The organism is Micropruina sp., assembly GCF_047602385.1.
Classification (GTDB): Bacteria; Actinomycetota; Actinomycetes; order Propionibacteriales; family Propionibacteriaceae; genus Micropruina.
In genome coordinates this window covers 295231-314466 of the sequence record NZ_JASGHL010000003.1, presented here as the reverse complement: position 1 = coordinate 314466, position 19236 = coordinate 295231, and the positions used below count along the sequence as shown (strand labels likewise).

The window sequence follows — 19236 nt, the reverse complement described above, 5'->3', positions numbered from 1 at the left end:
CGTGCAGTGCACTCGTTGCCACGCGGATGTACCCGACGCGGCGCATTACTGTCAGGTGTGCGGGCTGGACGCCCACACCGACGACGGCGCCCGCAAGGCATCGTTCGCCGCGAAGCCCAATGAGTCCGTGGTGTCCCTCAGACTCGTCTCGACCATCATGCCGCGCGGCGCCGCCGTCCGGCCGATGACCTACCAATTCGCCCTCGGCCTCGCCCTGCTGGTGACGGTGATCGTCGCCGCCACCGGTGCGCTGCCGATCGCGGTGCTGATCGCCGCGCTGGCCATGCCGATCGTCTACATCGTCTACCTCTACGACGTGAACCTGTGGGAGGACGAACCCGTCCTGGTCACCGGTCTCGCCTTCCTGCTGACCGCCGTGCTGGGCGGCGTCTGGACGTGGCTCTGGCTGTCGCTGCGCGGGCCGCTCACCCCGGCGTCCTCCTGGGACGATCCGGGCTTGGCACCTTCGTTCACCGGCTTCCTGGTCGCGGCGGTGCTCGCACCCGTGATCGGTGAGGCGATCCGCCAGCTCGGGCCGGTCCTGCTGGCCGCCCGACCCGAGTTCGACGACCTGATGGACGGCCTCACCTTCGGCGTCATCTCGGGCGTCGGCTTCGCCACCGCGGACACGCTGGTCAAGCACTGGCCGCTGATCACCGGGGGCTACGCCGGCACGTCCGACGCCCCGACCTGGATCTCGCTGCTGGTCCTCGAAGGCTTCGTGAAGCCCCTGCTGATGGGTACCGCCACCGGCATCGCCTGCGCCGAGTTCTCCGGCCTGGGCGAGGGCTACGACGGGTTCACCCCGCGCTACTTCCGCGGCGTCGCCGAGGCGATCGGCGCGAACGTGCTGTTCGCCGGCGGCCTGTACCTGCTGACCTTCCTGGGCAATCCCGTGCTCGGGCTGGTGCTGTCGATCCTGTGGGGCCTGGCGATCCTGGCGGTGCTGGTGCTGCGAATCCGGACGGCTTTGCACCGTGGCCTGATGGAGGCCGCGCTGGAGTCCACCGCCCGTGCGCGCGGCGTCGGACCGGGGCTGGAGTTCTGCCCGTCCTGCGAGATGCCGCTGCTTCCCGGTGCGCAGTTCTGCTCCAACTGCGGGGTGAGCGTCCGGGCGGCCGCCAAGGTGCCCCACGTCCGTGCCGAGCAGGGGGAGGCCCAGGCATGAGCCACAACCAGTTCCCGGGCCAGGGCGGCCCCCAGTATCCGCAACAGGGTGGCCAGCCGCAGGGCGGGCAGCCGTTCCCGCACGGTGGTCAGCCGCAGGGTGCTCAGCCTTATCCGCAGGGCGGGCAGTTCCCGGGCCAGGGCGGCCCGCAGTACCCGCAGCAGGGCGGCCAACCGCAGGGCGGTCCGTCTTACCCGCAGCAGGGCGGCGGCTACCGTCCGGCCGGACAGTACCCGCCCGCGGGCGGCCAGGCGCCGTTCGGCGGCCAGCCCGGCACGGGCGGCTACCCCGGGGGCGGCGGATTCTCTCCGGCGCCGGCGAAGCCGAAGAGCAACGGCATGGTGATCGGGATCGTGGTCGCCGGGCTGGCTGTCGTCGCGCTGGCGGGCTGGCTGCTGATGACGCTGCTCGGTCCGGGCGGCGGGGGCCCGACTCCCACCGTGTCGCCGACGGTCTCCACCCAGACCACGGCCCCGACTCCGCAGCCGACCCAGAGCACCGATCCGACCACGGATCCGACCCCTCAGCCCAGCCCGACCACGACGACGAACACCAATCCGGGAGGCGGTGTCGAGGTCGGACTCGGGGTGTCGATCACTCCGGCCGACGGGTGGCGCCAGTCCAGCCGCAATGAGCTCAAGAACTACACCGAGCTGAGCAACGGCAAGGCGTTCCTGGCCACCCAGGCGTTCCGGGTCGAGGGCCAGGTCACCGGCAAGGACGTGGTCACCCAGTACATGAAGCAGATCACCGCGGGCCTGACCGGCGTCACCACCCGGAATCCGGAGGTGCTGGACGTCAAGAACGACCGGCTGTCGGCGGGCATCGCCAGCTGGGCGGGGACCAAGGCGACCTCGCAGGGCTCGGTCAAGGTGTCCTACGTATCGATCATCGCGGTCCGCGACGACGGACTCACGGTGATGTCGACGCTGATCGTGCCGGCGGGCACCACGGTGGCTTCCTTGCAGGACGACTACCTGACGATGACCAACTCCATGCTCAACAGCCAGTTGCAGGCCTGAGGCCGGCCAGCTGCCGACGTCGCCCTGGTTCGGGCGCTTTCACCTGGTTCACACCTGGTGAAGGAGCCTGAACCAGGGCGATCTGCGTTCACGACCGCGTCCGAGCCGGCCTCGGCCGAATAGTGTCGGCGGGGACGCCTACGCTTGCGGTCATGCGTCCGACAACCGATCTGCAGCGCCGGGTGGCGCCGTTCAAGGTCCAGGCAGACTTCGTCCCCGCCGGTGACCAGCCGGCCGCCATCGACGCGCTCGAGCACCGGATCACCGCGGGCGAAAGCGATGTGGTGGTGCTCGGCGCCACCGGCACCGGCAAGACCGCCACCGTGGCCTGGCTGGCCGAGCGGCTACAGCGCCCGATGCTGGTGATGCAGCCCAACAAGACCCTGGCCGCCCAGTTCGCCAACGAACTGCGCACCTTCTTCCCCGACAACGCGGTGGAGTACTTCGTCTCGTACTACGACTACTACCAACCCGAGGCCTACGTTCCGCAGACCGACACCTACATCGAGAAGGACTCCTCGCTCAACGAGGAGGTCGAGCGGCTGCGGCACTCGGCGACCAGCTCCCTGCTCACCCGGCGCGACGTGATCGTGGTGGCCACGGTCTCGGCGATCTACGGCTTGGGCACGCCGCAGGAGTACGTCGACCGGATGGTCCGGCTGCGGGTCGGCGAGGAGCGCGATCGCGACACCCTGCTGCGGGCACTGGTCGACATCCAGTACGCCCGCAACGACCTGGCCGGCACCCGGGGCACCTTCCGGGTCCGCGGCGACACGGTTGAGATCTTCCCGATGTACGAAGAGAACGCCGTCCGGGTCGAGTTCTTCGGCGACGAGATCGAAGCGCTGTCGACACTGCACCCGCTCACCGGCACGGTGATCTCGGTCGACACCGAGGTGGCGGTGTTCCCGGCGTCCCACTACGTCGCCGGCCCGGAACGGATGGAGCGGGCCATCACCGGCATCGAATCCGAGCTCGAGGTGCGGCTGGCCGAGCTCGAGGGCGAGCACAAGCTGCTCGAAGCCCAGCGGCTGCGGATGCGGACGGGTTACGACATCGAGATGATGCGCCAGATCGGCACCTGCTCGGGCATCGAGAACTACTCCCGGCACATCGACGGCCGCAGCCAGGGCAGCGCGCCGAACTGCCTGATCGACTACTTCCCGGCCGACTTCGTGCTGGTCATCGACGAGTCGCACGTCAGCGTGCCGCAGATCGGTGGCATGTACGAGGGGGACGCGTCCCGCAAGCGCACCCTGGTCGAGCACGGCTTCCGGCTGCCCAGCGCGTTGGACAACCGTCCGCTCACCTTCGAGGAGTTCAGCGACCGGATCGGCCAGACCGTCTACCTGTCGGCGACCCCCGGTCCGTACGAGATGGCCCGCTCCGGGCCGCCGGTCGAACTGCTGATCCGGCCCACCGGCCTGGTCGATCCCGAGGTGATCCTGAAGCCCACCAAGGGCCAGATCGACGACCTGATCGGCGAGATCCGGTTGCGCGCCGAACGCAACGAACGCGTCCTGGTCACCACGCTGACCAAGAAGATGTCCGAGGATCTGACCGACTACCTGATGGAGAACGGAATCCGCACCCGGTACCTGCACTCCGAGGTCGACACCCTGAAGCGGATCGAGCTGCTGCGCGAGCTGCGGCTCGGCGAGTACGACGTGCTGGTCGGCATCAACCTGTTGCGCGAGGGTCTCGACCTGCCCGAGGTCAGCCTGGTCGCCATCCTGGACGCCGACAAAGAGGGCTTCCTGCGTTCGGAACGGTCGCTGATCCAGACCATCGGACGTGCCGCCCGCAACGTCAACGGACAGGTGCACATGTACGCCGATTCGATCACGGCGTCCATGGCCGCAGCGATCGACGAGACCAACCGCCGCCGTGCCAAGCAGGTCGCCTACAACCTCGCCAACGGCGTCGATCCGCAGCCGCTGCGGAAGAAGATCGCCGACATCACCGACATGCTGGCCCGCGAGGACGCCGACACCGCCGGACTGATGACCCGGGCCGGCGGGCGCCGGGTCTCCCCGGTGCCGCTCGGCAGCCACCAGCCGCGGAACACCGACGGCATGCCTGCGAGCGAGCTGGCCGGCCTCGTCCAGGAGCTCACCGAACAGATGCACAGCGCGGCAGCTGAGCTGCAATTCGAACTGGCCGCCCGGCTCCGCGACGAGATCGCCGACCTGAAGAAGATGATCCGGCAGACCCTGGCGGCGACGAAGTGAGCCGGACGCGATTGGCAACCCTTGCTGCCAGGTGGGAGAATCATCGGCGGAGGGGAGTACTCCCTAGCGAGGATGTCGTCATCACGGATCGGGCCGCCCGTCCCGGCGCCTCGGCTGGAAACAGTGGCAGGAGACCTCCGAGAGATTGAGCCTGAGGAGGCCCTCCCTTGCACGTCACCCCTACCGCCTGGCTGATCACCCTCGCGGTGACCATCGCGATCCTGGCGTTCGACCTGATCATCATCGGCCGCCGTCCGCACGAACCCTCGATGCGCGAGTGCTCGATCGCGATCAGCATCTATGTCGGCCTGGCGATCGCCTTCGGCTTCGGCGTCTGGGCCGTCTCCGGACCGCGCTACGCCGGTGAGTTCTTCGCCGGCTGGCTGACCGAGTACAGCCTGAGCATCGACAACCTGTTCATCTTCGTGATCATCATGAGCAACCTGCGGGTGCCGCGGAAGTACCAGCAGTACGCGCTGATGTTCGGCATCGTGCTGGCTCTGCTGTTCCGGGCCATCTTCATTGCGCTGGGCGCGGCAGCGATCGAACGATTCTCGTGGGTGTTCTTCGTGTTCGGCGCCTTCCTGATCTGGACGGCCTGGAAGCTGTTCATGGACTACCTGCATCCCGAGGACGACGACGAGAAGACCGAGAACTTCGCGATGCGCTGGGTCAAGCGCACCTTCCCCTCGACCGAGGAGTACCACGGCACCCGGCTGACCATCGTCGAGCAGGGCAAGCGGCTGATCACGCCGATGTTCTTCGTGATCGTCGCCCTGGGCAGCACCGACCTGCTCTTCGCCCTCGACTCGATCCCCGCCATCTACGGCCTCACCCAGGAGCCGTACCTGGTGTTCACCGCCAACGTGTTCGCACTGATGGGTCTGCGTCAGCTGTACTTCCTGATCGGCGGGCTGCTGCAGCGGCTGGTCTACCTGTCGGTCGGGCTGTCGTTCATCCTCGCCTTCATCGGCGTCAAGCTGGTCCTGCACGCATTGCACGAGTATCACCTGGACGATGCCTGGGGGATCAACGTGGACGTCCCGATCTGGCTCTCGCTGACCGTGATCATCGCCACCCTGACGGTGACCACCGTCGCCAGCCTGATCAAGTCACGGCACGACCTGCAGAAGGAAAAGGCCTACCAGCAGCCCAAGCAGTGACGCCGGTGGACCGAGGGGACGGTTCTTTCGGTCACCTCGAGCCAGCTGGTGGCCTCCGGCAGTAGCCCGGTCGGGTCACCAGCCGCGGGCCCGCCACTCGTCCAGGTGTGGACGCTCGGCGCCCAGCGTGGTCGGGGCTCCGTGCCCCGGATGGACCACCGTGTCGTCGCCGAACCGGTCGAACAGCTTGGACGTCACATCGTTGAGCAGGCTGTCGAAGTCGGCGGCACGGTGGGTCTTCCCGACGCCACCGGGGAACAGGCTGTCCCCGGTGAACAACCGGTCCGGCGCGTCGTCCGGCGTGTGTGCCAGCGCGATCGATCCCGGGGTGTGGCCCACCAGCCCGATCACCTGCAGCCGGACGTCGCCGAGCGCGACCGTGTCGCCGTCCCAGACCTCCCGGCAGGTCACCCCGGTGGCCTCGGTGATCGTGGCGGCGTCCGGGCTGCCCGCATAGGCCGGCGCCCCGGTCGCCCGGACGACCGCTGCCAGTGCCTGGAGGTGGTCGGCATGCCGATGGGTGGTGATCACGCCGACCAGGTTCATCTTCGCGATCATCTGCAGCAATGCGGACGGCTCGGCGGCGGCGTCGATCAGCAGCGCGTCCGGGCCGTTGACCAGCAGGTAGGCGTTGTTGTCCATCGGTCCGACTGATCTGGTGGTCAGCCGCAAACCGGCCCCGATCGGCAGGCCGGTCATGATCGCAGCGCCGGGGTGAGGCCGTCCGCGCCGTCGAGCTCGGCGGCGTCCGTCCGGCCCATCAGCCAGCCCCACAGCGCCGCGTCGCTACCGGTGACGGTGCGGCGATCGCCGTCCGGTCCGAGTTCTCCGGTCAGTCCGGACGTGCTCTCCAGCCGGACGGCGGGTAGATCCGACTCCTCGGCCAGGGAAAGCGCCCAGCGCAACAGCCAGCCGGCGGACGCCGGATCGATCCGCCCGACCTCGAACCCGCAGTCCAGGTCCAGGTGGTGCGCCACCACCTCGGACAGCCGGGCCATCGGCACCTGGGCCAGGGTGAGCTGCCGGCCGAGCAGGTCCACCGGCGTCGACCAGTCCTCGACGGCGTCCATCGCCCGTTCCAGCCGGCCCGCGGAGGTGTCCAGGCTGATCTGGAGTTCCAGCCCGGTCATGCTCGACCCGCGTTCGATGCCGGCCGTCCGTTCCTGTTCGTCGGGATAGAGCGCAACCGCCTCACCCGCGACCGCTCCGGCGATCAGCGCGGCCAGCGCATCGGCGTTGGCGGCCAGATGTGCCGCCACCTGGGCCCGCGACCAACCGGGCAGCAGGCTGGGCCGGTTCCAGTCGCCGTCGGAGATGCCGATGGTCTCGCCGAGCAGTCGCTGGGTGGCCTCCTGGACCCGCTTCCGCAGCGTCTCCAGCGGTGCCGTGAACGTCTGCTCGGTCATGATGGCCACCCTAAGGGGTTAGTGCCGGACGGTGCCGAACCAACCGCTTCGAGAACTGTCAGAACCGGCGTCTAGCATGATCGCCGTGAATGAACGGCTGATCGTCAGGGGCGCCCGCGAGCACAACCTACGCAACGTGAGCCTCGACCTGCCGAGGGACGCGATGATCGTCTTCACCGGGTTGTCCGGCTCGGGCAAGTCGTCGCTGGCCTTCGACACCATCTTCGCCGAGGGCCAGCGCCGCTACGTCGAGTCGCTGTCCGCCTACGCCCGCCAGTTCCTCGGCCAGATGGACAAGCCCGACGTCGACTTCATCGAAGGCCTCTCCCCGGCTGTGTCGATCGACCAGAAGTCGACCAGCCGCAATCCGCGCTCGACGGTCGGCACCATCACCGAGATCTACGACTACCTGCGGCTGCTCTACGCCAGGGCGGGCCGCCCGCACTGCCCGGTCTGCGGCGAGCCGATCGCGCGGCAGAGCCCACAGCAGATCGTCGACCGGCTGCTCGGGCTGCCCGAGGGCACCCGGTTCCAGGTGCTCGCCCCCGTCGTCCGCGGCCGCAAAGGGGAGTACCAGGACCTGTTCCGCCAGCTGGCCACCCAGGGCCTGAGCCGGGTCCGGGTCGACGGCGAGACCCATCAGCTGACCGACCCACCCACGCTCGACAAGCAGAAGAAGCACAACATCGACGTGGTGGTCGACCGGTTGGCGGTCAAGGCGTCCGCCAAGCAGCGGCTGACCGACTCCGTCGAGACCGCACTCGGGCTCGCCGCCGGCGTGGTGGCGATCGACTTCGTCGACCGGCCCGCCGATTCGCCTGAGCGTGAGCGCCGCTACTCCGAGAAGCTGGCCTGCCCCAACGAGCACGACATCGCCATCGAAGAGCTCGAGCCCCGGCAGTTCTCGTTCAACGGTCCGTGGGGTGCCTGCCCGGCCTGCTCCGGCCTCGGCACCACCAGCGAGGTGGACGTCGAGCTGATCGTTCCCGACACCGGCAAGAGCCTCGCCGACGGCGCCGTCTCGTGTTGGACGTCGGTGTACGTGGCCGGCTACTTCCAGACCCTGTTCAAGGCGCTCGCTGAGACCCACAAATTCTCTCTCGACACCCCGTGGAGCGCGCTGCCCGAGCGGGTGCACGCGCTGATCCTGCACGGCGTGAAGGGAACCGTTCAGGTGCACACCCGCTCGCGGCACGGCCGTGAACACTCCTTCCGGGCCAAATTCGAGGGCGCTGTGCCCTACATCAAGCGGCGGTTCAACGAGGCCGAGTCCGAGAACTCCCGCGAGCGGTTCGCCGGCTACATGCGCGAGGTGCCCTGCCCGACCTGCAAGGGGGCCCGGCTCAAGCCGTCCTCGCTGGCGGTCACGGTGAGTGGCCGCAGCATCGCCGAGGTGTCGGCGATGTCCATCGACGACGTGGCCGGCTTCATGCGGTCGCTCGAACTCACCGAGCGCGAGGCGCAGATCGCCGAGCGGGTGGTCAAGGAGATCAACGAGCGGCTGCGGTTCCTGCTCGATGTCGGCCTCGACTACCTGACGCTGTCCCGGTCGGCGGGCAGCCTGTCCGGCGGTGAGGCGCAGCGGATCCGGCTGGCCACCCAGATCGGCTCGGGCCTGGTCGGCGTGCTCTACGTGCTCGACGAGCCGTCCATCGGCCTGCACCAGCGGGACAACCGGCGGCTGATCGAGACCCTGGTCCGGCTACGCGACCTGGGTAACACCCTGATCGTCGTCGAACACGACGAGGACACCATCCGCACCGCCGATTGGGCGGTCGACATCGGTCCGGGCGCGGGTGAGCACGGCGGGCACGTCGTCGTATCCGGTCCGGTGAGCGAGCTGCTGGCCAGCCCCGATTCGCTGACCGGTGCCTATCTCTCCGGACGCCGCAGCATTCCGATGCCGACCAGCCGCCGGCCACGCACCGGCCGGGCGATCACCGTCCGCGGGGCGCGCGAGAACAACCTGCGCGACGTCACGGTGTCGTTCCCGCTGGGCCAGTTCGTGGCGGTCACCGGGGTGTCCGGTTCGGGCAAGTCGTCGTTGGTCAACGGCATCCTCTACACGGCGCTGGCCAAGCACCTTTACAGCGCGCGCACGGTGCCGGGCCGGCACCGTGCGATCACCGGGATCGAGCACATCGACAAGGCCATTCACGTCGACCAGTCGCCGATCGGCCGGACGCCGCGGTCAAACCCGGCCACCTACACCGGTGTCTTCGACAACGTCCGCAAGCTGTTCGCCGAGACTCCCGAGGCGAAGGTTCGGGGTTATCAACCCGGCCGGTTCTCGTTCAACGTCAAGGGTGGACGCTGCGAGAACTGTTCCGGTGACGGCACGATCAAGATCGAGATGAACTTCCTGCCGGACGTCTACGTGCCCTGCGAGGTGTGCCACGGCGCCCGCTACAACCGGGAGACGCTCGAGGTGCACTACAAGGGCAAGACCATCGCCGAAGTGCTCGACATGCCGATCGAAGAGGCCGTCGAGTTCTTCGCCGCCATCCCGGCGATCGCCCGGCACCTGCGCACCCTGGTCGACGTCGGGCTCGGCTACGTCCGGCTCGGGCAGCCGGCAACGACACTGTCCGGTGGCGAGGCGCAGCGGGTGAAGCTGGCCAGTGAGCTGGCAGAAGCGGTCCACCGGGCGCACCATGTACGTCCTGGACGAGCCCACCACCGGCCTGCACTTCGAGGACATCCGCAAGCTGCTCGGCGTCCTGGGCCGGCTGGTCGACGCCGGCAACACGGTGGTGGTGATCGAGCACAACCTCGACGTGATCAAGACCGCCGACTGGGTGATCGACATGGGGCCCGAAGGCGGTTCCCGCGGCGGCCTGGTGCTCGCCGAGGGAACCCCCGAGCAGATCGCGGCGACGCCCGAGTCGCACACCGGCACATTCCTCCGCGATGTGCTGCGCGGGCATCACGTGACGGTCGCCGAGCCGCCCGAACCGCTGGTCGAGGTGCCCAGGCCCGCCCCGGCCAGACGCCGGCGCAAGGCGAGCTGAGAGCGTCCGTCCTTGCCGAGCGATCAAGTTTAGTCTTGACTTATATAAGTTGAGACGCAATCATGAGGCTATGCACGCACTCGACATCCTCGGCGACCCGGTGCGCCGACGGATCGTCGAGGTGCTCGGCTCCGGGGAGGCGGCCGCCGGCGAGATCGCCGGCATCGTGCAGGGCGAGTTCGGCATCTCCCAACCAGCCGTCTCCCAGCACCTGAGGGTGCTGCGCGACTCGGGTTTCGCCCGGGTGCGTGCCCTGGGCAACCGCCGGCTCTATGCGCTCGAGCCGGCCCGGCTGGCCGAGGTGGACGCCTGGCTGGCCGCCTTCCGCGCCTTCTGGGAGCCCCCGCTGGCGGCGCTCGGCACCGAACTGGCCCGCGGACGACGGCAACGCCGGCTCGCCGCCGAGCAGACCGATCCGCCGCCGGCGTCCGAGCCGGATCCCGACACCGACGACCGCCGAACAAACCAGGAGCATTGATGGACATCGAAGGCCAGATCGCCGCCGTGGATCGCGCAGTGACCAGCACCGAGAAGGACGGAACCCAGCTGCGGGTGCAGACCCTCGCGCAGAGCTACCCGTCGCCGCTCGCCGACGTCTGGGACGCAGTGACGTCGCCCGAGCGGATCGCCCGCTGGTTCCTGCCGGTGGACGGCGACCTCACCCTCGGCGGCCGGTACCAATTGCAGGGCAATGCCGGTGGCACCGTACTGGAGTGCGAGCCGCCGGACGCGGAGCAGGCCCACTTCCGGGTGACCTGGGAGTTCGGTGGCGGGGTCACCTGGCTGACCGTCCGGCTGCAGGCGACCGGCGGCGAGGCGACCCGGCTGGAACTGGAGCACAGCGCGCCCGCCGACGCTGTCCCGGAGGAGCTCTGGAACCGCTTCGGCCCCGGCGCCACCGGCCTGGGCTGGGACGGCGCGCTGCTCGGCCTCAGCCTGCACCTGACGGCACCAGGCCAGCGTCCGGAGGATCCGATGGCCTGGCAGCTCGGTCCGCAGGGCCGGCGGTTCAACCGGCTGGCCGCCGACCGCTGGGCGCTGGCCCACACCGCCGACGGCGCCGATCCCGGCCTCGCCCGGGCCGCCGCGGACGCGGTCTTCGCCGTCTACGTCGGCGACGCGCCGATGTGATCGGAGACCGCCGAGCCCGGTTGTCGGAGCCGGCCACTAATGTCGGCGTCCATGGAGCCCGTCGTCATCGCCGCCATGTGCACCGCCCTCGGTGCGCTCGTCGGATCCGGTGCGACGCTCGCCGTCGGTTGGTACCAATCGCGGGAGGCTCGGCGGGGGAGTCGGGATGCCGCCGCCCTGGAGCAGCAGTGGCGTAACGCCCACCAGGCCTCGGAGTGGCTGGTCAGCGAGGACGAGTCGGTGCGGCGGCTGGGCGTCGCCCACCTGCTCGAGATGGAGCAGTTCTGGGCGACCGACCCGCAGGTGCGCGCCTTCGTGCACACCTCGCTGCGGTCGGCCCACGCGTCCGTCGCGGCCCAGGCGCAGCGCGCCTCGCTGGTCGTCAGGGCCCCCGGCACCCCGCCACCGAGCCTCGAAGCACCCCCTGGAATCGTCTCGAAGGCGAACGTAGAATCATCGTAGGGAGGTGCGCCATGAGTGATCGCCGGCTGCTGGTCTCGGACGCCGACGTCGATATCGCGCGTCTGCTCGTCAAACTAGACCGGCTCGACGGACGCGAGAGCGACCCGGCGACCATGCGAATCGCCCAGGCCGCCGCTTTCGACGATGACACCGACGAGGACGCCGAGTACGAGGTGGCCGACGACGTGTCCACCGAGACCGCGGCGGGGGCCACCGATGTCGTCGAGGTCGGTTCGAGCGAGGCGTCCGGCGCGAACGGCTCGCGCTATGTGCTGCGCCGCCGGCCCTGGATCAGGGTTCGTCCCGAGCCCGCCGGTCCCGGCCTGCCGGCGTTCTGAGCCCCGGACCGGACCCGGTCCGATCCTGTCGGTGGCCCGACCTATGCTGGCCGCCATGGCTGATCCGGAGAGCTACCGCCCGGCGACCGGCACCATTCCCACCCAGCCGGGCGTCTACCGGTTCAGCGACGCCGCCGGACGGGTGATCTACGTCGGCAAGGCGGTTAATCTGCGGCAGCGGCTGACTTCGTACTTCGCCGACCCGGCGCTGCTGCATTTCCGCACCCGCACCATGGTTCGCACCGCGGCCGGCGTCGAGTGGACGGTCGTCCGCAACGAGCTCGAGGCGCTGCAGCTGGAGTACACCTGGATCAAGCAGCACGACCCGCGGTTCAACGTGAAGTACCGCGACGACAAGTCCTACCCGTGGATGGCGGTGACCTGGTCGGAGGAATTCCCGCGGGTCTTCGTCGGCCGCGGCACGAAGCGCAAGGGCACCCGGTACTTCGGGCCCTACGCACACGCCTGGGCGATCCGCGAGACCCTCGATCCGCTGCTGCGCGCGTTTCCGATGCGGTCCTGCACCAACGGCGTGTTCCGCTCCGCGGCGGCGTCCGGACGGCCCTGCCTGCTCGGCTACATCGGCAAGTGCGCGGCGCCCTGCGTCGGCCGGATCGGTCCCGACGAGCACCGCGCGCTGGCCCAGGACGTCTGCGATTTCCTCGCCGGCCGCACCAACGCCCTGCTCAAGCGGCTGGAGCGGCAGATGCAGGACGCCTCGGTCAACCTCGAGTTCGAGAAGGCGGCGGTGCTGCGCGACCAGCTGCACGCGCTGCGCCAGGCCACCGACTCGAACGCGATCGTGCTCGGCGACGGCACCGACGCCGACGTGATCGCGCTCGCCGAGGACCCGCTCGAGGTCGCCGTCCAGATCTTCCACGTCCGCGACGGACGGGTCCGCGGCCAGCGCGCCTGGGTCGCCGATCGAACCGACGACACCGAGACCGCCGGCCTGATCGAGACCTTCCTGCTGCAGCTGTACTCCGACGTGGACGGCACCGAGGTGCCGCCCGAGATCCTGGTCCCGCAGGTGCCCGGCACCGCCGAACTGATCGCCGAGCTGCTGACCGAGTCCCGCGGTTCCCGGGTGATCGTCCGGACGCCCCGGCGCGGCGACAAGAAGACCCTGATGGAGACCGTCGCCCGCAACGCCGCCGAGGCGCTCGCGCTGCACAAGACCCGACGGGCCAGCGACCTGTCCACCCGCAACCAGGCCCTGGAAGAGATCCAGGAGGCGCTCACGCTGCCCACGGTGCCGCTGCGGATCGAGTGCTACGACGTCTCGCACCTGCAGGGCACCGAGATCGTCGCCTCGATGGTGGTCTTCGAGGACGGCCTGGCCCGCAAGAGCGACTACCGCCGGTTCGTGATCCGCGGCATCGACGGCTCGAACGACGTGGCCGCGATCCACGAGGTGATCACCCGCCGGTTCCGGCGCTACCTCGACGAACAGCAGGCGCCGAGTGAGGATGGGCCGCTGCTGGTCGATCCGACGACCGGCGCGGCCCGCAAATTCGCCTACGCTCCCGGCCTGGTGGTGGTCGACGGCGGTGCGCCCCAGGTGGCCGCCGCCGTCCGGGCCTTGACCGAACTCGGCATCGACGACGTCGCGGTGATCGGCCTGGCCAAACGACTCGAAGAGGTCTGGGTGCCGGCCGAGGAATTCCCGCTGATCCTGCCCCGCACCAGCGAGGGCCTCTACCTGTTGCAGCGGATCCGCGACGAGGCCCACCGGTTCGCCATCACCCACCATCGCGGACGCCGCAGCGCGTCCATGGTCGAGTCGGTGCTGGACGCCGTCCCCGGCCTGGGCGAGGTGCGGCGCCGGACCTTGCTGAAACACTTCGGCTCGCTGAAGAAGCTGCGCGCCGCGACCACCGACGAACTTGCCCAGGTCCCCGGCGTCGGTCCGCGGCTGGCTGCGGCGATCGTCGAGGCGCTGGCCGGACCCGTTCCCGAGGCGATCAACCTCACCACCGGTGAGGTGCTGGATCGAGGATAATGTCCACCATGAGTTCACCCGCCGCCGTGCTCCGGTTCGTGATCGTGACCGGAATGTCCGGCGCCGGCCGGCGAACCGCCTGCCACACCCTGGAAGACCTGGGCTGGTATGTGGTCGACAACCTGCCACCCGAGCTGCTGCCCGGCCTGGTCGAGATCGCTCGCGAGCGGGACTTCGCCAAGGTGGCAGTCGGCCTCGACGTCCGCACCCGGTCGGCGTTCCAGCAGATTCCGTCGACCTTCGATGCGCTGGGCAGGGCCGGCGTCGTCCCTCAGATTCTGTTCCTGGACGCCGACGACGCGGCGATCGTCCGGCGCCAGGAGTCGGTGCGGCGGCCGCTGCCGTTGCAGGGGGAGGGCGGCCTGCTCGACGGGGCGGACCGGGAGCGGCAGTTGTTGGCCAGCCTGCGGGCCTCTGCCGACGTGGTGATCGACACCTCCGGTCTGAACGTGCACCAGCTTTCCGACCGGGTGGGCCACATCTTCGGTTCCGATGAGAACCCCGACCTGTTGTTCACGGTGATGTCCTTCGGCTTCAAGAACGGCATCCCGATCGACGCCGACATGGTCTTCGACGTCCGCTTCCTGCCCAATCCGCACTGGGTGCCCGACCTGCGGCCGCAGACCGGGCTTTCCCAGGCGGTGTCCGGCTACGTACTCGGCCAGTCCGGCGCCACCGAGTTCCTCGAGCACGTCACCGACCTGCTCACCCTGATCCAGCCCGGTTACCTTCGTGAGGGCAAGCGGCTGGCCACCGTGGCCGTGGGCTGCACCGGCGGAAAGCACCGATCGACCGCGATGGCCGTGGAACTGGCCCGGCGACTGCGCGAGCAGGGCGTGGCCAGCCAGGTCTTCCACCGAGATCTGGGCAAAGAGTGACCCGGCGTCGCACTCCCGCCGTGGTGGCCTTCGGCGGAGGTCATGGGCTGTACGCGGCGCTCAGCGCGCTGCGGTACGTCACCCCCGACCTCACCGCGGTGGTCACCGTCGCCGACGACGGCGGCTCGTCGGGACGGCTGCGGGCCGAGTTCGACATGCTGCCCCCCGGCGACCTGCGGATGGCGCTGGCCGCGTTGTGCGCCGACGACCAGCTGGGGCGGACCTGGGCCGACGTGCTGCAGTCCCGGTTCGGCGGCGACGGACCGCTGGCCGGCCATGCGATCGGCAATCTGTTGATCGCCGGGCTGTGGCAGCGTCTGGACGACCCGGTCGCCGGCCTGGACATGGTGGGTGCGCTGCTGCGCATCCAGGGCCGGGTGCTGCCGATGGCCGCCGTGCCGCTGACCATCGAGGCCGATGTGGTCGGCGCCGACCCCACCCGTCCCGACGACCTCTCGCTGCTGCGCGGGCAGGCGACGGTCGCCAAGACCCGCGGCGACGTCCGCGCCGTGCGGCTGGCGCCGTCCGATCCGCCGGCCTGCGCGGAGTCGGTCGACAGCGTGCTGCGGGCCGACCACATCGTGCTCGGACCGGGCTCCTGGTTCACCTCGGTGATTCCGCACCTGCTGGTGCCCGAGCTGGCCGAGGCAATCATTTCCACCTCGGCGCAGCGGATCCTCACCATGAACCTGGTTCCCGCCGACGAGACCGACGGTTTCCCGGCGTCCCGGCACCTGGAGATGCTGGCCGACCACTGCCCGGCGCTGCGGCTCGACACGGTGATCGTCGACCCCAGTTTCGCCGCCGACGATCCCCCGCTCGAACGGTTCACCCGGTCACTGGGTGCCCGGCTGGTGGTAGAGAATGTACGGATGCGCGACGGCTCGCCCCGGCACGATCCCCATCGGCTGGCCGCGGTCTACGCCGAACTCATGCAGCAGTGACTCTCTACCCGACCCCCCAGGACGTAAGGAAGTGCCCATGGCGATGACGCAGCAGGTCAAGGCGGAACTGGCGACGGTGCCGGTGACCAAGCCGCTGTGCCGCCGCGCCGAGGTTGCGGCCACGCTGCGGTTCGCGGGCGGCCTGCACCTGGCCGGGGGACGGATCGTCGTCGAGGCCGAACTCGACACCGGCGCCGCCGCACGCCGGCTGCGGACGGCGATCGCCGAGCTGTTCGGCTTCACCTCGGAGTTCGTGGTGGTGACCTCGTCCGGGCTGCGCCGCGGCACCCGCTACATCGTCCGGCTGATCCGCGACGGCGAATCGCTGGCTCGCCAGACCGGCCTGATCGACAATCGCGGACGCCCCGTCCGCGGCCTGCCCGCCGCGTTCGTCAGCGGCGCACTGGACGTCTCCGCCGCCGGTTGGCGCGGCGCTTTCCTGGCCCACGGCTCGCTGACCGAACCCGGCCGTTCGATGGCGATGGAGGTCACCTGCCCTGGGTCGGAGTCCGCGCTCGCTCTGGTCGGGGCTGCGCGTCGACTCGGCATCGCGGCGAAGGCGCGGGAGGTCCGCGGGGTCGACCGGGTGGTGATCCGCGACGGCGACGCGATCGCCGCGATGCTGACCCGGCTCGGCGCCCACCAGTCGCTGCTGGCCTGGGAGGAGCGGCGGATCCGGCGCGAGGTACGAGCCTCCGCCAACCGGCTGGCGAATTTCGACGATGCCAACCTGCGCCGCTCGGCACGTGCCGCAGTGGCTGCTGGTGCCCGGGTCGAGCGGGCGCTGGAGATCCTCGGCGACGAGATCCCCGAGCACCTGAAGGTGGCCGGCCTGCTGCGGCTGGAGAACAAGCAGGCCTCGCTCGAAGAACTCGGCCAGCTGCACACCCCACCGCTCACCAAGGACGCCGTGGCCGGCCGGATCCGCCGGCTGCTGGCGACCGCCGACAAGCGTGCCGCCGAGCTCGGCATCCCGGGCACGGAGGCCAACCTCTCCCGCGACATGCTGGACGACCGGGACTGAACCCGGTCCGGGCACCACGCGAGTCCCGACCACGCGTCCGGCTGCGTACAAACGCCATCTCGGCGGGGGCTGACCAGCCATCGAACGAGGTTTCCCTACCTGCTTCCGCGCGGTGGCTTTTTCTGTAGTGTGGCTTCCGTCCACCCTTGCCTGCGCCGTGAGTGCCGGGCAAATCTCTCAACGAAGGGGAACCATCACATGACGGTGAAGGTTGGTATCAACGGTTTCGGCCGAATCGGCCGCAACTTCTTCCGTGCGCTGACTGCGTCCGGAGCCGACATCGAGGTCGTCGGCGTCAACGACCTGACCGACAACAAGACGCTGGCCCATCTGCTGAAGTACGACTCGATCCTGGGCCGCTTCCCCGGCGAGATCAGCTACGACGACGAGTCGATCACGGTCGATGGCCACAAGATCATGGCCTACGCCGAGCGCGACCCGAAGAACCTGCCCTGGGGCGAGATCGGCGCCGACGTGGTGATCGAGTCCACCGGGTTCTTCACCGACGCAACCAAGGCCAAGGCCCACGTCGAGGCCGGCGCCAAGAAGGTCATCATCTCCGCCCCGGCGAAGAACGAGGACATCACCGTGGTGGTCGGTGTCAACGAGGGCGACTACAACCCCGAGACCGACACGGTGATCTCCAATGCGTCCTGCACCACCAACTGCCTGGCCCCGATGGCCAAGGTGCTGAACGACACCGTCGGCATCGTCCGTGGCCTGATGACCACGGTGCACGCCTACACCGCCGATCAGAACCTGCAGGACGGCCCGCACAGCGACCTGCGCCGCTCGCGCAACGCCGCCCTGAACATCGTGCCGACCAAGACCGGCGCCGCCGCCGCCGTTGCGCTGGTGCTGCCGGAGCTCAAGGGCAAGTTCGACGGCTACGCGCTGCGCGTTCCGACCCCCACCGGTTCGGCCACCGACCTGACCTTCCAGGCCGGCAAGGAGACCTCCGTCGAGGAGATCAACGCCGCGATCAAGGCTGCCGCCGAGGGTCCGCTGAAGGGCATCCTGGCCTACACCGAGGACCCGATCGTGTCCAAGGACATCGAGACCGACCCGCACTCCTGCATCTTCGACGCCGGCCTCACCAAGGTGATCGGCGACCAGGTGAAGGTCGTCGGCTGGTACGACAACGAGTGGGGCTACTCCAACCGCCTCGTCGACCTGACCGTTCTGGTCGGCGACAAGCTCTGATCCCGCTTACCACTCGATAGATCGACATAGGAAGGCCGACGGTGAAGTCAGTACAGGATCTTGGTGATCTGAAGGGCAAGCGGGTACTCATCCGCTGCGACTTCAATGTCCCGCTCGACGGCGACACGATCACCGACGACGGAAGGATCAAGGCGGCGCTGCCGACCCTGACCCAACTGAAGGACGCCGGCGCGAAGGTCATCGTGCTGGCTCACCTCGGCCGACCCAAGGGTGCCCCCGAGCCGAAATACTCGGTGGCCCCGGCGGCGAAGCGGCTCGGCGAGCTGATCGGAGCAGAGGTCAAACTCGCCTCCGACACCGCCGGGCCGGGCGCCGAAGAGACCGTCGCCGGCTTGGCCGACGGCGAGATCGCACTGCTCGAGAACGTCCGGTTCGAGCCGGGCGAGACCTCCAAGGTGGACGCCGAACGCGAAGCCCTGGCGCAGAAGTGGGCCGCGCTGGCCGACGTCTTCGTCTCCGACGGCTTCGGCGTGGTGCACCGCAAGCAGGCCAGCGTCTACGACGTGGCCAAGCTGCTGCCGCACGCGGCCGGCACCCTGGTGAAGAAGGAGGTCGACGTCTTCTCCAAGGTGCTCTCCGACCCGGACCGGCCGTTCGTGGTGGTGCTGGGCGGCGCCAAGGTGGCCGACAAGCTGGCGGTCATCGAGAACCTGCTGAAGCTCGCCGACACCCTGGTCGTCGGCGGCGGCATGGCCTACACCTTCCTGGCCGCCAAGGGCTACCCGGTGGGTTCCTCGCTGCTCGACGAGGCCAGCATCGAGACCTGCAAGGGCTACCTGGCGACCGCCGAGGCCGAAGGCAAGCAGATTCTGCTGCCGGTCGACGTCCGGATCGCCGACGGGGCCGACTTCGCCGGCCGCACCGTCAACGGTGAGGTCGAAGTGGTCGCCGCCGACGCGATCCCCGAAGGCAAGATGGGCCTCGACATCGGCCCCGAATCCGAGAAGCTGTTCGCCGACGCGATCAAGTCGGCCAAGACCGTGGTCTGGAACGGCCCGATGGGCGTGTTCGAGATCGCCGAGTTGGCCGGGGGCACTGCCGCGGTTGCCCAGGCGCTCACCGAGGTCGACGGCCTGAGCGTCGTCGGCGGTGGCGATTCGGCCGCCGCGGTGCGCGAACTCGGTCACGACGACAGTGCCTTCGGGCACATCTCCACGGGCGGCGGAGCCTCGCTGGAGTACCTGGAAGGCAAAGAACTGCCGGGCATCGCGGTGCTCGAGGAAGGCAACTGA

General features: G+C 69.3%; 16 protein-coding genes and 1 pseudogene. 15 read left to right on the top strand and 2 right to left on the bottom strand.

Going from position 1 to position 19236, the window contains the following annotated elements; all coding sequences use genetic code 11:
• Position 1: 1 nt before the first annotated feature.
• The 4 genes from QM711_RS10925 to QM711_RS10910 all read left to right on the top strand — a co-directional run bounded on the left by QM711_RS10925 (position 2) and on the right by QM711_RS10910 (position 5584).
• Positions 2–1168, top strand: a complete 1167-nt coding sequence (locus QM711_RS10925) for a PrsW family glutamic-type intramembrane protease (RefSeq protein ID WP_415099200.1) — start codon at positions 2–4, stop codon at positions 1166–1168.
• On the top strand, positions 1165–2190 hold the full coding sequence (locus tag QM711_RS10920) for a hypothetical protein (RefSeq protein WP_415099198.1): 1026 nt from the start codon (positions 1165–1167) through the stop codon (positions 2188–2190). Before QM711_RS10925 ends, QM711_RS10920 begins: the two co-directional genes overlap by 4 nt.
• Positions 2191–2342: 152 nt before the next feature.
• A complete protein-coding gene (uvrB, locus tag QM711_RS10915) occupies positions 2343–4421 on the top strand; it encodes an excinuclease ABC subunit UvrB (RefSeq protein WP_415099196.1) in 2079 nt (692 codons plus the stop codon).
• Between the two features lie 167 nt (positions 4422–4588).
• Entirely contained in the window at positions 4589–5584 is a 996-nt protein-coding gene (locus tag QM711_RS10910; RefSeq protein WP_415099194.1) for a TerC family protein, read from the top strand.
• Positions 5585–5659: 75 nt separating this feature from the next.
• On the opposite strand, the gene QM711_RS10905 is transcribed toward QM711_RS10910, so the two are convergent.
• Positions 5660–6283: an MBL fold metallo-hydrolase gene (locus QM711_RS10905; RefSeq protein WP_415099192.1), complete on the bottom strand. Its 624-nt coding sequence runs from the start codon at positions 6281–6283 to the stop codon at positions 5660–5662.
• Positions 6280–6990 carry a maleylpyruvate isomerase family mycothiol-dependent enzyme gene (locus QM711_RS10900; RefSeq protein ID WP_415099190.1) on the bottom strand — a complete coding sequence of 237 codons (711 nt, stop codon included), beginning with the start codon at positions 6988–6990 and terminating at the stop codon, positions 6280–6282. Before QM711_RS10900 ends, QM711_RS10905 begins: the two co-directional genes overlap by 4 nt.
• Before the next feature lie 76 nt (positions 6991–7066).
• On the opposite strand from QM711_RS10900, the pseudogene uvrA reads away from it, so the two are divergent.
• The 11 genes and pseudogenes from uvrA to QM711_RS10845 all read left to right on the top strand — a co-directional run bounded on the left by uvrA (position 7067) and on the right by QM711_RS10845 (position 19236).
• Positions 7067–10001: pseudogene (gene uvrA, locus QM711_RS10895) on the top strand (excinuclease ABC subunit UvrA).
• Positions 10002–10071: 70 nt separating this feature from the next.
• Positions 10072–10479, top strand: coding sequence for an ArsR/SmtB family transcription factor (locus QM711_RS10890; RefSeq protein WP_415099188.1), 408 nt, complete (start codon positions 10072–10074; stop codon positions 10477–10479).
• Positions 10479–11132, top strand: coding sequence for an SRPBCC family protein (locus tag QM711_RS10885; protein WP_415099186.1), 654 nt, complete (start codon positions 10479–10481; stop codon positions 11130–11132). Before QM711_RS10890 ends, QM711_RS10885 begins: the two co-directional genes overlap by 1 nt.
• 51 nt (positions 11133–11183) lie before the next feature.
• On the top strand, positions 11184–11594 hold the full coding sequence (locus QM711_RS10880) for a hypothetical protein (protein ID WP_415099184.1): 411 nt from the start codon (positions 11184–11186) through the stop codon (positions 11592–11594).
• Between the two features lie 11 nt (positions 11595–11605).
• Positions 11606–11932: a hypothetical protein gene (locus QM711_RS10875; RefSeq protein WP_415099182.1), complete on the top strand. Its 327-nt coding sequence runs from the start codon at positions 11606–11608 to the stop codon at positions 11930–11932.
• A 55-nt stretch (positions 11933–11987) separates the two neighbouring features.
• The gene (gene uvrC / locus QM711_RS10870) at positions 11988–13934 is read left to right on the top strand and encodes an excinuclease ABC subunit UvrC (protein WP_415099180.1); all 1947 of its coding nucleotides are present in this window, start codon (positions 11988–11990) and stop codon (positions 13932–13934) included.
• 8 nt (positions 13935–13942) lie between these two features.
• Positions 13943–14812 (top strand): RNase adapter RapZ, encoded by an 870-nt coding sequence (rapZ, locus tag QM711_RS10865; protein WP_415099178.1) that lies wholly within the window; start codon positions 13943–13945, stop codon positions 14810–14812.
• Positions 14809–15756, top strand: coding sequence for a gluconeogenesis factor YvcK family protein (locus QM711_RS10860; protein WP_415099176.1), 948 nt, complete (start codon positions 14809–14811; stop codon positions 15754–15756). The genes rapZ and QM711_RS10860 overlap by 4 nt, the downstream gene beginning before the upstream one ends.
• A gap of 37 nt (positions 15757–15793) precedes the next feature.
• Positions 15794–16780 (top strand): DNA-binding protein WhiA, encoded by a 987-nt coding sequence (gene whiA / locus QM711_RS10855; RefSeq protein WP_415099174.1) that lies wholly within the window; start codon positions 15794–15796, stop codon positions 16778–16780.
• A gap of 198 nt (positions 16781–16978) precedes the next feature.
• A complete protein-coding gene (gene gap / locus QM711_RS10850; RefSeq protein ID WP_415099172.1) occupies positions 16979–17983 on the top strand; it encodes a type I glyceraldehyde-3-phosphate dehydrogenase in 1005 nt (334 codons plus the stop codon).
• 41 nt (positions 17984–18024) lie between these two features.
• Positions 18025–19236 carry a phosphoglycerate kinase gene (locus QM711_RS10845; protein WP_415099170.1) on the top strand — a complete coding sequence of 404 codons (1212 nt, stop codon included), beginning with the start codon at positions 18025–18027 and terminating at the stop codon, positions 19234–19236.

Bases quoted from the DNA above. Each gene is read 5' to 3' on its own strand.
- gap (WP_415099172.1), top strand. From the start codon at position 16,979: ATGACGGTGAAGGTTGGTATCAACGGTTTCGGCCGAATCGGCCGCAAC.
- uvrC (WP_415099180.1), top strand. From the start codon at position 11,988: ATGGCTGATCCGGAGAGCTACCGCCCGGCGACCGGCACCATTCCCACC.
- QM711_RS10875 (WP_415099182.1), top strand. From the start codon at position 11,606: ATGAGTGATCGCCGGCTGCTGGTCTCGGACGCCGACGTCGATATCGCG.
- whiA (WP_415099174.1), top strand. From the start codon at position 15,794: ATGGCGATGACGCAGCAGGTCAAGGCGGAACTGGCGACGGTGCCGGTG.
- QM711_RS10885 (WP_415099186.1), top strand. From the start codon at position 10,479: ATGGACATCGAAGGCCAGATCGCCGCCGTGGATCGCGCAGTGACCAGC.
- QM711_RS10920 (WP_415099198.1), top strand. From the start codon at position 1,165: ATGAGCCACAACCAGTTCCCGGGCCAGGGCGGCCCCCAGTATCCGCAA.
- QM711_RS10900 (WP_415099190.1), bottom strand. From the start codon at position 6,990: ATGACCGAGCAGACGTTCACGGCACCGCTGGAGACGCTGCGGAAGCGG.
- QM711_RS10880 (WP_415099184.1), top strand. From the start codon at position 11,184: ATGGAGCCCGTCGTCATCGCCGCCATGTGCACCGCCCTCGGTGCGCTC.
- QM711_RS10905 (WP_415099192.1), bottom strand. From the start codon at position 6,283: ATGACCGGCCTGCCGATCGGGGCCGGTTTGCGGCTGACCACCAGATCA.
- uvrB (WP_415099196.1), top strand. From the start codon at position 2,343: ATGCGTCCGACAACCGATCTGCAGCGCCGGGTGGCGCCGTTCAAGGTC.
- rapZ (WP_415099178.1), top strand. From the start codon at position 13,943: ATGAGTTCACCCGCCGCCGTGCTCCGGTTCGTGATCGTGACCGGAATG.
- QM711_RS10890 (WP_415099188.1), top strand. From the start codon at position 10,072: ATGCACGCACTCGACATCCTCGGCGACCCGGTGCGCCGACGGATCGTC.